The sequence below is a fragment of the Mycobacterium sp. genome (genome assembly GCF_052145595.1).
GTDB lineage: Bacteria > Actinomycetota > Actinomycetes > Mycobacteriales > Mycobacteriaceae > Mycobacterium.
In genome coordinates, this window is record NZ_JBKQOI010000278.1 from 1 (window position 1) to 12,093 (window position 12,093).

Here is a 12,093-nt window from a genome sequence, read left to right on the forward strand (position 1 = left end):
GGGCCGCAGGCAACTCCACGGCAGTGGACATTCTTCGGCCGCGACGCCGAAGGCTTGCAGCACACGAGCACGTTCGGGGAAGACGACTTAGTCAGCAGGTACGCCAAAACATCCTGACGTCCGGGAACTTGCACCTGTGCCGGCGTAGCCGGGCATCGACATGGCGTCGTGACCCATCGAGTCCAGAACGGGCGCCGCATCGGTTGGCAACCAATTGATTTTGATGTCGACGATCTCGCCGAGGGTCGCAGCGTCGGGCGCCCGCAGAGCCGTTCAGGATGATTGCGTTGCAGAGACGCCGGCGTCGGGCCGGTCCGAAAACGTCGGGTATTCGACCGGTTTTCCGGAGGTTTCGCCCGAAGCGACATATTCCGGTGCGTCGGGATGGGAAAACAGGTTCGAGTTGTCCATGTGGTGTCCTTACGAAGCCAGAGGTCGGCCGGTACGCACTGTTGTGACGGACGGACGACGATTGAATCGCGCGCTGATCTCTCGTACTGCGTTAACGATTCGCGATGACCGCTAGAACGCGGTTCACCTTCGACTGTACAGGCAGTGGGGTTGGGCGCTTGCACCCACCCGTCAGCGGGGTCGCGGGCGGTCCAAGGTAGTCGTGCTGCTATGCTGATTGCAATGTTGGTCCATTCGATGGCCAACCCCGTCGTGAAACGCTTCTCCATCCTTCCGGCGCCCGCCCTGATCTAGTGGCTGACGCACTGAATCCGGCGCAGTTCGTATCGCGGCGATCGATTTTGCCCACCGGCAATCTCGCCACCATGTGCCGACCGAACGCGCGTACTTCGCCGCCAACTCGGCACAACCGATGCTGAAAGACATCAAAGTGACTACTGGCAACACATTTGCCGATCTCGGCGTGGGCGAACCACTCATCACAGTGCTCGCCGCCCGCGGGATCACCCAGCCGTTTCCCATCCAAATCGAAACTCTTCCCGACACGCTCGCCGGCCGAGACGTCCTCGGCCGTGGCAAGACGGGCAGCGGCAAGACGCTCGCTTTCTCGATTCCTATGGTCAGCCGGCTGGCCGGACATCCGCGGCGCCCGTCCCGACCGTCGGGTCTGGTTCTTGCGCCCACCCGGGAGCTGGCCAGCCAGATCACTGCGACGCTGGAACCGTTGGCCGCCGTCAACGGCCTCCGGGTGACCACGATCTTCGGTGGGGTACCGCAAGGCAGGCAGGTGGCGGCGCTGAAGTCTGGCGTCGACATTGTCGTGGCCTGCCCCGGCCGGCTCGAAGACTTGATGAAGCAACGCTTGATCAGTCTCGACTCGATCGAGATCACGGTGATCGACGAGGCCGATCACATGGCCGATCTCGGCTTCCTTCCCGGCGTCACCCGCATCCTGGCGGCCACACCGAGCGGCGGCCAGCGTCTGCTGTTCTCCGCAACCCTCGACAACGGCGTCGACAAGCTCGTCAATCGATTCCTGCGCAATGCGGTGCTGCACTCTGTCGACGGCTCCAACTCGCCGGTGCCCGAGATGACCCACCACGTGTTCCACGTCTCCGGGGTGCAAGCCAAGAAGGAGCTGGTACACCGGCTCGCCTCCGGTACCGGCCGCCGAATCCTGTTCATGCGCACCAAACATCAAGCGCGCAAGCTCGCCAAGCAGCTCACCGAATCCGGTGTCCCGGCGGTCGATCTGCACGGCAACCTTTCCCAACCCGCACGCGACCGAAACCTCGCCGCCTTCAGTAAGGGTGAGGCCCGGGTATTGGTGGCCACCGACATCGCCGCGCGCGGCGTGCACGTCGACGGCATCGAATTGGTGGTGCACATCGATCCGCCCGCCGAGCACAAGGCTTACCTGCACCGGTCCGGACGAACGGCGCGGGCCGGAAACGCGGGTGATGTCGTGACCGTTGTCCTGCCCGAGCAGCGCAAGGACACTCACGCTCTGATGCGCCGCGCAGGCATCCGTGTCACCCCACAGGAGGTCACTGTCGACTCGGCCGCCGTGCATGCGGTGGCCGGTGACATGGCGCCCTATCGGGCTCCCGCACCGAAGAACGTGGCCCCGTCGCATCCGTCACAGTCTCGCCGCTCGGGTTCCGCCGGCCGCAGACGTGGTGGCCGTTCCGGCAGCGCGCAGCGCTGATTGTCTCAGCGCCACAACGGTTTTCAATAAATGGGCCAGCTCGTGATACCCTGGTCGTTCGGATGTTTTTGGTACATCCGAATTTGAATGAGAGAAGTAAGTAAATGGCACAGGGAACTGTGAAATGGTTCAACGGTGAAAAAGGCTTCGGCTTCATCACCCCTGACGACGGCGCGAAGGACCTCTTCGTCCACTACTCCGAGATCCAGGGAAGCGGCTATCGCTCGCTCGATGAAAACCAGCGTGTTCAGTTCGAGGTCGAGCAAGGAACCAAAGGACCCCAGGCAGTAGGAGTCACTGCCGTCTAAGAAACTCACACACATGACAATGGGCTGGTGCGGTTGCTCCGTACCAGCCCATTGGAGTTTCTAGACTTCTTGAGACGCGCCGGCGTCCAGCGACTGCCCGGCCTTTCGAAAAGTCGAGTCGACCGTTGTCCGCGTCGGTCAGAAATCCCCATATGGCGTCCCGGTGACGATCGAATAACCAGCCTCCCCGAGGACTGCGACTTCCAAACCGGCTGTGAGCGGGAGCAATCCAACATCGGCGGCGATCGGGTAGCCGATCGCGTTGATAAGCCCGTCAAGGGGCTGACCGTTGACCACCTGGATCATCCCGTTCAGGAACAGGTTGACGTCATACGACGGCAAGGAGACCAGGACGGCAGTCGCGATATCTGCTGTAGGAAGCAGCGTCGAGTAGGCCGTCGAGACAGCAGTCGTCGTGGCGTCAACGATCTGGGTGTTCGCCGCCTGCAGGCTCGAGATGATGCCGGTAACCGTGGGCGGCCCGGTGGGCAGGGCCAGTGTGCCGGGCCCCGACGAAAGCGACATGAGCGCCTGCGATATGTCCGGCAGCGATGGCAGCTGAGGGGGTCCCTCGGCGTAAAGGTCGCCGATCGCTGCGCCGATTCCCTGGGGGATCCCATGGAACAGGGCGGGCCCCAGGGCAGCGGTGTCGCTGAGCGGCGGCAAGAACCCGAACGGGGTAGTCACATTGGCCGGCCCGGTGGACCAGCCGTAGTTCGGGTTGCCGTAGCCCCAGTTGACCAGAGAAGTAAAAATCGGTTGGAGCAAGTCTGCGGTCGGGTTCCCGATGTAGGGGATCAACCGCAGCGGCTCCAGCAGCGGCAGGTCTGGGTTGGGAATCATGTAGTAGGTGGTCATGGTGGGTCCCTGCGTCGGCAACACAGTCGCCGAACCAATTTGCGTGGCCGAGAGAGTGTCATAGGTCGTGTGCACAGTGACCATGCCCGCTAGGGCGTTGAGGTCGGAGAAGATGTCGATCGGGTATTGCGGGAAGTCGGCCCAACCGTCGTATTCGAGCGTGTAAACCTTGGTCACAAAGTCGTTGCTGGGAGCCGCGCCGAGGGTCGAAAAGCCCAGAGTCGGCAGACTCAGACCCGGGAAGCGCGCGTCCCACCCGCCGTTCGGATTCATCGAATTACCAAGCAGCACAAAGTTTATCGGTAGCAAGCTCGGCGTGCCGCCGGGGTCCAACGCCTGCATTTCCAGCGTGGCGATGTTGGCGCCCTGCGAGTAGCCCAGAACGTTAACAGTGTTTCCAGCGGTGAGTTGCTGTTGTATCGCGTTGTTCAGGATCGTGACGCCCCGGGCTATCGATACGTTTTGCATCAAGTCCTTGATGCCGCTGTCCGGATATTCCCCCGCCGGCATTGCCAGGGCTTGGACAAGGCCCACAGGGAAATTGGGCATGACGTACTTGCTGACAACGTTGGCCACGAAGTCGGGCGGGGGTATCGGTGTTCCGCTGCCGTCCATGACGAAGGTGACGGGCGGGTCCGTCAACGCCGCCTTCGTTATCGCCGTCAGCACGCCGGTGCCACCCGTCGCGCCGGTCGTGGAGCTGCCGGTCGGCAGGCTCGCTGACAGCGCCCGGAGGGGCGCAGTGAGCGCGGCCAGGCTGGCAGCCTCGGCGTCGGCGTAGGCGTTGCCGGCCGCGGCCAGCGTCTGGGCGAACTCACGGTGGAATACCGCCGCCCGCGCGATCAGCCCGTGCCACTCCTGGGCGTATGCGCCAAAAAGGGTCGCTACCGCCGTGGATACCTCGTCGGCGGCGGCCGCCACCACACCGGTTGTCCTGCCCGCCGCGGCGGCCGTGGCCTCGTTGACCGTTGTACCGATCGCCGCCACATCGGCAGCCGCCGTTGCCATTGCCTGCGGCTGCGTTAGCACATACGCCATCGGCCCATCCCCCTAACGACGAGCATCGTGTCATGTGGAACCGGCGATGGTCGCGTCGACAAGCCGCCGAAGCGGGCATCCCCAGCCGATTCCCAGCCAGGATAAAGCGATCCGCCGGGATTGGCGGGCACTCGGCCGGAAGCGGCGGTCGCAGATGTCTCAAGCTGCGAATATTGCGTAGGGATCGACGGCATCACTTCATCCGTTCGGTCATGGTGTGGTCCGGGTTGCGGGGGTCGAGGTGGGCGGCGGGGTACGCGTCGCAGCCCCGAGTTGGGCAACTCCGGTCCGCAGCGCATGCGCCGCATGGAGCAACCGGTCAAGCGAGCCATGCCTGCTCGTCGGCACCATGACAGACGCAACTCCACCCGGCGAGCGCTGACGAGATGTCGGCGACGACGACCGCAGCCGGATGTGGGCGGTGATCACCTTCGTTGAGGTACGTCGTAGCCGCTTATCAGCTCGCGGATGGCACTCGCGGACAGCGCCGTCTTCGTGACGAACCCCACCGCGGGACTTGCGGCCAACATCGCAGCAAAGTCCTCCTTGGCGTGCGCCGACATCAGAATCAGCGCCGATTGTGCTGCGGGAGAGTTGCGTTGACGAAGCTGCCGGGCCAGGTCGAATCCACTCTCGCCGCCGAGATCGACATCGATCAATGTGACGTCAGGGCGAAGCCGTTCAACGCTTCTAATCGCCTCTGCGCCGCTGGTCGTCACACCCACGACCGTGATGCCGTCGCGTTCGAGCAAGTTGGTTGCGGCAACGATGAAGTCGGGGCTGTCGTCGATGATGAAGCAGCGCAATGGCTTAACCCGCAGCGTCATGCCCCAATCTGGCTTAGCAGCACACATGCTGACATTCCCGCTAGCCGGATACTGTCCAGATGCCGCCCGGCCGACACAGGGTATAGCTGGCAGGTAAGCCGCTGTGAGGCTGGCGGGAAGTCATGATGGCCGGTACCACTGAGGATTTTTGTGTCTGCCGACGCCGTAGTGTCGGTATGGATGCGCGTTGACATGACGCCGGTGCGGCGGCCGGGGCCCGGGCGTGTTGAATCTAAGGGGAGATGAGCCGCCGTCTGGGTACACGTCAACTGCAATCCGCACCCACGGATCACGGAAAGTCCGTGACCACTAGCAAAGGAGTTCGGCGTTGAGCAACGTTCCTATGATTCAGCTGAATGATGGCTCCCACATCCCGCAACTCGGCTTCGGGGTATTTCAGATTCAGCCCGATGTGACTGCCGATGCGGTCAGAACGGCTCTGGAGATCGGCTACCGGCACATCGACACCGCGGAGATGTACCAGAACGAACGCGGTGTCGGGCAGGGCGTCCGCGACGCGGGTCTTGACCGTGGTGATGTCTACATCACCAGTAAGCTCAACAACGGCTTTCACCTTCCAGACGATGCACGCCGGGCGTTCGATGGCACGCTGAAGGCGCTAGGTAGCGACTACGTCGATTTGTTCCTCATCCATTGGCCATTGCCGACGCTGTACGACGGTGACTTTGTGTCGACCTGGCGGACCCTCGAGGAGTTCAGGAAGGACGGGAGGGCCCGCAGCATTGGGGTGTCCAACTTCCAGATCGCACACCTGCAGCGGTTCGCCCAGGAAACCGACACGACGCCGGCAGTCAACCAGATCGAGGCGCACCCGTATTTCACCAATGATGCCGTTCGTGCCTATGGAGCCGATCACGGCATCGCGACGGAGGCCTGGTCACCGATCGCCCAGGGCAAGGTGCTCGGCGATCCGCTGGTGCGGGGCATCGCCGACTCGACCGGTAGGACGCCGGCCCAAGTCGTGCTGCGCTGGCATATCCAGAGAGGCGACATCGTGTTCCCGAAATCGGTTACTCCCGAGCGGATCCGGGAGAACTTCGCGCTGTTCGACTTTGAACTGACCGATTCCGACATGTACGCGTTGACGGCACTGGATAAAGGCGAGACGGGTCGGACCGGTCCCAACCCGGATCAGTTCGATTACATCCCGCGCTAGGTTGGGCTGACGTGGTGTCGCCGTGGCTCGGCGCATAAGTTCGCTGCCGTTGAGATCGCGGCTCGAGGGGGATGTCGGCAGATGCGCTCGTCACCGAATGGCAAACACTCCCAACGAATTTCGCCGATTGCGGTACACGCGGACGTCGTCAACGCTCGACGTGGTCGAGAAGGGTGTTGGCCAAGATGGTCGTCGCACGGCTGGTGTATTGGGGCGCGGCGGTGGCGATGAATAGTGTCCAGGTGAGGGGAGGGCGCAGGCTGATGGTTCGCAGGTCGGGGAATCGGTTGGCGGCGCTGACGGGCAGGACCGCCGTTGCCAGCCTGTGGCGGACGAGCTCGGCGGCGATGGCGTAGTCGGCGACCTCGTAGGCGCTGACCGGGCGGGCGCCGATGGTCGTGAAGGCCGCATCGAGGCGCTGGCGTATTCCCCATCCGAGCGGGAATTGGATGATGTCTTCTCCGGTGAGGTCTGCGAGTTGGACGCGTGCGCGGTTGGCCAGCCGATGGCCGGATTCGCAGACGAAGACCATGGGTTCGTGTGTGAGCTCGCGGACCGCCACGAGCGGCGACGGCGTCGTCGAGATCGAGACCAGGGCCAGGTCCATCTGGCCGTCGGCGATGGCCGCGAGGTGTCCCGCCGAGCCGCTGAGGCTTTGCCGCAGGCGGACGGTGACCAGCGGGTTGAGGCGGCGAAACTGTTCCAGCGCCGCGGGCAGGTTCAAGGCTCCCCACGACATCAGCGTCCCGAGCGTGACTGTTCCCGTCAGCTGATCGCGATAATCGTCGACCGAGGATTGGGCGCGCTGCGCTGCGTGTATCACCTCGCGGGCGTGGTGGAGGAAGACCTCGCCGGCCGCGGTGAGGGCGATCTGGCGCTTGGTGCGGTCGAACAGTGCCACGCCGAGTTCTTTTTCCAGTTTGGCCACGGACGCCGACAGCGCCGACTGCACGACGTGAATCCGCTCGGCCGCCCGGGAGAAGTTCAGGTCGGCGGCCACGGCGGTGAAGTGCTCCAGATGGCGTAGCTCCACTCTTCAATTCTATCGCGATAAGCGATGGTTTATATCTCTTTTCTTCGTTGGACGCGATGGAAATTGCGGTGTTGTCTTAGAGGCATCAGACGACAACCATCAGTTCACGAGAGGACTTGACCATGCGCGCACTGCGATTCGACCACTTTGGTGACCCCGCCGTTCTGCGGGTTACAGACATGCCCGACCCGGCGAAGTCACCGCAGGAAGCGGTGATCCGGGTGGAAGCGGCGTCGGTCAACCCTTCCGATGTGAAAAACGTGACCGGGGCGATGGAAGCTACAGTGCTGCCACGCACCCCCGGGCGCGATTTCGCCGGCGTGGTGATCAGCGGCCCACCCGAATGGCAAGGAGTTGCGGTGTGGGGCACCGGCGGCGACGTCGGTTTCACCCGCGACGGTTCGCACGCCGAGTTGATGTCGGTGCCCGTGGCGGCGCTGGTGCGTAAACCCGAACGGCTCAGCTTCGAGGAAGCCTCCGCGGTCGGGGTGAACTTTGTGGTGGGCTGGCTCGGAGCGGTGGAAGCCGCGCAACTGGCCGACGGCGAGACGATCGCGGTCTTCGGCGTTTCCGGCGGGGTCGGAGGCGCGGTCGCACAGATCGCCCGCGCGGTGGGCGCCAGGGTGATCGGAGTAGACCGGCGTTCGCCCCGCCCGGACACCCCGGCCGCGGCCGTCATCGACGACTTCATCACCTTCGATCCGGCCGCGGACATCGGCGCCGAGATCAAACGGCTGACCGGCAACGCAGGCGCGCATGTGGTCTATGACACCGTGGGCGGGGTCACGACGCCGGCCGCACTGGCCTCACTCGCGCGCGGGGGCAGGCTCGTGGTCATCAGCGCCGTCGGTACTCGCAAGGTAGAGATCGATCTGATCGACCTCTACCGCAACGAAATTCGGATTTTCGGATCGGACAGCGCAAAACTCGGCGTCGTCGAATCCGCACGGCTCCTGGAACGGATCAGCCCAAATTTCGAATCCGGAACGTTTCGGCCACTTCCCGTCACCGCGAGCTATCCGCTCGACGAGGGTGTTGCGGCGTATCAGGCCGTCGCCGATCACTTTGCCGGCCGCGTCGTGATCCGGCCCTGAGCCTATCCACTTCAACCAGACCCATCCGAAAGAAGGGCAACACGATGTCTCTCGATCTGACCGAAGAAACCATCACCGAGGCCGTCCAGCGGACCTTCGACACGTCCACCGACGAGCGCTTCCGGCAGCTGCTCGTCTGCCTGGTGCAGCACCTTCATGATTTCGCGCGTGAGGTGCGGCTGACCGGCGAGGAATGGTTCACCGCTATGGATTTCCTTGAGCGGGTAGGCAAAATCTCCAGCCCAACCCGTCAGGAGGTGATGTTGCTATCCGACATCCTCGGGTTGAGCATGCTGCTGGACAGGATCAACCAGCACAGCGGGTCATCGGTCACCGCCTCGGCTCTGCTTGGTCCGTTCTATGTCGAGGGCCGGCCGACGGCTGAAAACGGGGCCGACATCTCCGACGGTGTCGCGGGTACGCCGATGTTCGTCACCGGCCGGGTCGTTAATGAGCGCGGCGGCCCGATCGCCGGGGCCCACGTCGACACCTGGCACAGCGACGGAGACGGCTTCTATGACGTTCAGCAGGCCGAGAAGCTGCACGACGAGTTTGCCATGCGGGCACTGCTGACCACCGACGACGACGGACGATTCTGGTACCGCTCGATCACGCCTCGCTATTACCCCGTGCCCACCGACGGCCCGTGCGGCGAAATCCTGCGTGCCGCAAACCGACCCATCATGCGGCCCCAGCATGTGCACTTCTGGTTCCACGCCGAGGGCTACCAGCCGCTGATCTCCCAGCTGTTCTATCGCGACGATCCCTACATCGGCCACGACGCGGTCTTCGCGGACGTGGAGTCGCTGCAGGCCGATTTCGTGCGGCATGAGCCCGGGATCGCCCCGGACGGAACGACCGTCGAGGAGCCGTTCGTGACTCTGGACTGGACCTTCGTCCTCGCCGCCGACACCTGCTCGTGACGAAAAATCAAGGAGCAAAACCAATGTCACGCATACCCCTCACCAGCGCCGAGCAGCCAGCCGAACCGATCCGCGAGTTCATGGCACGCCGTGGCGCTCTGAATGTGTTCCGGTTGCTCGCCAACGCCCCCGACGTGTTTATCGGTTGGGCGCAGATGGTCGATGAGCTGCTCGACAGCCCCACCTTCACCGCTCGGATGCGCGAACTGATCATCCTGCGGGTGGCCCACTTACAGGACTCACCCTATGAAGTCAGCCAGCACCTGGGCCTCGGGCGATCGGCCGGCCTGACAGATGTGCAGATCAACGCCATCATCGATGCCGGCGAATCGAACACCGCCGGGTTCAGCCGCACCGAACTCGCCGTGCTCGACGCGGTCACCGAGTTGTGCACCACCCGACGACTCCGCCAAGACTCCTTCGCCGTGATCCATGCCGTTCTTGGCGATGAGGTGCTCACCGAGTTGCTGATGATCGTCAGCTGCTACTACGGGCTGGCGCTGATGCTCAACGCCGCCGACCTCGACATCGACACCACCGCGCGGCTGCACGCCCGAACAGGAGGACACCCATGACCCGAATCGCTTATCGTCGGCCCGAAGAGATGACCGAGCGGGCCAGGGAGCTGACCCTCGAGCGCGGCAACCTCAACGTATACCGGGCGCTGGCCAACGCCGACAAGGTCTTCACCGGCTGGATGGAGGCCGGCCGTGCCGCGCTGACCAGCCCCGTGCTGCCCGCCCGGCTGCGCGAACTCGTCGTTTTACGCACCGCCTATCTGATGGACTGCCACTACGAGCTCGGTCAGCACACCGACGTCGCGCGCACGGCCGGAGTGAGTGTGCAGGAAATCAACGCGTTGATAGCCGAAACGGACTGGGAACAGGCCGATTTCAATGATACGGAACGCTCGGTCCTGCGCCTGACATCCGAACTGCTGACCGCCCGCAGCGTCTCGGGCACCTTGTTCGACCATGTGCGGGGCGCGCTCGGCTCCGAGGCCACCATCGAAATTCTCATGGTTATCGGCCGATACGCCGGCCTGGCGTTAATGCTCAATGCACTCGATGTCGATCTCGACGAAAGCGCCCGCCTGTCAACACCCATGGCGGACGGGCAAGATCATAGCCGCGGCATCCTCGAGGCGACGCGAGAGATGTAGATAATGGTCATTCGACTACCGGCCAGCATCCATTTTTTTCTGGTGGCTACCTGCAACCAACCCAGCCTTGCTTTATGAAGAAATGCGGCCTGAGAATGTATTATCTCAATCCGCCGATATGGTGACATATTGCACACCGACGCGGAGGAACATCTGTCCTGCTCAGATACGTTGAAACGGACGTCAACTCATCGTTGAGTCCGACATTTTCCGCAATGGCTCAGATAAGGAGTTAGCCATGACTGCGACAACGTATACGGCATCGATCAACCACCGTCGGGACGAGAATGGCGTGGGTAATTTTGCGGCATCATTATCGCTTGCCGAAGATCTCCAGCGGGTCCTCGTCGATTTGATCGAACTGCATTTGCAGGGCAAGCAGGCTCATTGGAACGTCGTCGGGACGAACTTCCGCGACCTGCATTTGCAGCTGGACGAGCTTGTCGACTTCGCCCGCGAGGGTAGTGACACGATCGCCGAGCGGATGCGCGCCCTAGACGCCGTCCCAGACGGCCGTTCGGACACAGTGGCGGCCAATACCAGCCTGCCCAATTTCCCGGCCGACGAGCTCAACACCGCGGAGGTCGTCGACCTGATCACAACTCGGACCTATGCGACTGTCGAAACCCTCCGCATGGTGCATGACGCGGTTGACGCCGAAGATCCCAGCACCGCGGACATCCTGCATGTTCAGATCGACGGGCTGGAGAAGCTCGCGTGGCTGATCAAGTCCGAAAACCGGAAGGTCTAGCACCTAAGCCTGCCCGACGCTAACCGTTGGCTTCCATCGATCCGTCGGTGGAAGCCAACGGTTATTAGCATCGCCCACAAGGGTGCACGTTCGTCGATCGCCGCCGGTCCGTCTTCGGTGGCTGGTGGGCCGGCGACACCGCGAGGGACGATGATCGAAGCAAGGAGGCCAACATGACGTATGCGTTCGACCCCGAGATCGCTCCCGCGGTTCCGCTGCTGCCCACCCTTGACGGCACCGACCCCGTGGCCGCCCGCGCATTTCTGTCACAGATGATCGCCCAGTTACCGGCCCCCGACACGACAGGCGTGCAGTTTGAGGACCGTAGGATTCCCGGCGGCCCCGGTGACCCGGAGGTGACGATTCGGATCTACCGGCCGGACGAGCGCAGCGGACCCGCGGCCGTCTACAGCGTTCACGGCGGCGGGTTCATCTCGGGCGACCTCGAGACCGAACACGCTTTGAACATCACGCTCGCGCGCGAACTCGGCGTCGTCGTTGCAGCGGTCGATTACCGGCTTGCCCCGGAGACGCGGTTTCCCGGGCCGCTTGAGGACGTCTACGCCGGACTCGTGTGGACCGCAGAACACGCAGGCGAACTTGGCATCGATCCCGGGCGCATCGCCGTCCACGGCGCCAGCGCGGGCGGAGGGCTGTGTGCCGGACTGGCGCTGCTGGCCCGCGACCGCAAAGGTCCACACATCGCCTTTCAGTTCCTGGCGGTGCCTGAGCTTGATGACCGGCTCGCCACAGCCAGCATGACCGCCTTCACCGACACCCCGCTGTGGAACCGGCCCAATGCG

At 63.4% G+C, this 12,093-nt stretch carries 13 protein-coding genes; 9 read left to right on the forward strand and 4 right to left on the reverse strand.

Annotated elements, in window-relative coordinates:
• Nucleotides 1-273 precede the first annotated feature (273 nt).
• Nucleotides 274-411, reverse strand: a complete 138-nt coding sequence (locus ACLP4W_RS23980; protein WP_442389888.1) for a hypothetical protein — start codon at nt 409-411, stop codon at nt 274-276.
• 430 nt (nt 412-841) lie between these two features.
• Between ACLP4W_RS23980 and ACLP4W_RS23985 the strand changes: the two genes are divergently transcribed.
• Together ACLP4W_RS23985 and ACLP4W_RS23990 are read left to right on the forward strand one after the other, a co-directional pair.
• Complete coding sequence (locus tag ACLP4W_RS23985) at nt 842-2,119, forward strand: DEAD/DEAH box helicase (RefSeq protein WP_442389900.1); 1,278 nt, start codon at nt 842-844, stop codon at nt 2,117-2,119.
• A 104-nt stretch (nt 2,120-2,223) separates the two neighbouring features.
• Nucleotides 2,224-2,427 (forward strand): cold-shock protein, encoded by a 204-nt coding sequence (locus tag ACLP4W_RS23990; RefSeq protein WP_442389889.1) that lies wholly within the window; start codon nt 2,224-2,226, stop codon nt 2,425-2,427.
• A gap of 138 nt (nt 2,428-2,565) precedes the next feature.
• Here the strand turns inward: ACLP4W_RS23990 and ACLP4W_RS23995 are convergent, their stop codons facing one another.
• Nucleotides 2,566-4,323 (reverse strand): PE-PPE domain-containing protein, encoded by a 1,758-nt coding sequence (locus ACLP4W_RS23995; RefSeq protein ID WP_442389890.1) that lies wholly within the window; start codon nt 4,321-4,323, stop codon nt 2,566-2,568.
• Nucleotides 4,324-4,748: 425 nt separating this feature from the next.
• Nucleotides 4,749-5,150, reverse strand: coding sequence for a response regulator (locus tag ACLP4W_RS24000; RefSeq protein ID WP_442389891.1), 402 nt, complete (start codon nt 5,148-5,150; stop codon nt 4,749-4,751).
• A gap of 328 nt (nt 5,151-5,478) precedes the next feature.
• Between ACLP4W_RS24000 and ACLP4W_RS24005 the strand changes: the two genes are divergently transcribed.
• Nucleotides 5,479-6,327, forward strand: a complete 849-nt coding sequence (locus ACLP4W_RS24005) for an aldo/keto reductase (RefSeq protein WP_442389892.1) — start codon at nt 5,479-5,481, stop codon at nt 6,325-6,327.
• Between the two features lie 148 nt (nt 6,328-6,475).
• On the opposite strand, the gene ACLP4W_RS24010 is transcribed toward ACLP4W_RS24005, so the two are convergent.
• On the reverse strand, nt 6,476-7,360 hold the full coding sequence (locus ACLP4W_RS24010) for a LysR family transcriptional regulator (RefSeq protein ID WP_442389893.1): 885 nt from the start codon (nt 7,358-7,360) through the stop codon (nt 6,476-6,478).
• 122 nt (nt 7,361-7,482) lie between these two features.
• Here ACLP4W_RS24010 and ACLP4W_RS24015 point away from each other — a divergent pair, with 122 nt between their 5' ends.
• The 6 genes from ACLP4W_RS24015 to ACLP4W_RS24040 all read left to right on the forward strand — a co-directional run.
• A complete protein-coding gene (locus ACLP4W_RS24015) occupies nt 7,483-8,454 on the forward strand; it encodes a quinone oxidoreductase family protein (protein WP_442389894.1) in 972 nt (323 codons plus the stop codon).
• A gap of 44 nt (nt 8,455-8,498) precedes the next feature.
• On the forward strand, nt 8,499-9,377 hold the full coding sequence (locus tag ACLP4W_RS24020; RefSeq protein WP_442389895.1) for a dioxygenase family protein: 879 nt from the start codon (nt 8,499-8,501) through the stop codon (nt 9,375-9,377).
• 23 nt (nt 9,378-9,400) lie between these two features.
• Nucleotides 9,401-9,952, forward strand: a complete 552-nt coding sequence (locus ACLP4W_RS24025) for a carboxymuconolactone decarboxylase family protein (RefSeq protein WP_442389896.1) — start codon at nt 9,401-9,403, stop codon at nt 9,950-9,952.
• Nucleotides 9,949-10,539, forward strand: coding sequence for a carboxymuconolactone decarboxylase family protein (locus tag ACLP4W_RS24030; RefSeq protein WP_442389897.1), 591 nt, complete (start codon nt 9,949-9,951; stop codon nt 10,537-10,539). The genes ACLP4W_RS24025 and ACLP4W_RS24030 overlap by 4 nt, the downstream gene beginning before the upstream one ends.
• A 238-nt stretch (nt 10,540-10,777) precedes the next feature.
• On the forward strand, nt 10,778-11,290 hold the full coding sequence (locus ACLP4W_RS24035; RefSeq protein WP_442389898.1) for a Dps family protein: 513 nt from the start codon (nt 10,778-10,780) through the stop codon (nt 11,288-11,290).
• Between the two features lie 173 nt (nt 11,291-11,463).
• On the forward strand, nt 11,464-12,093 hold a 630-nt coding region (locus ACLP4W_RS24040; protein WP_442389899.1), incomplete at its 3' end, for an alpha/beta hydrolase.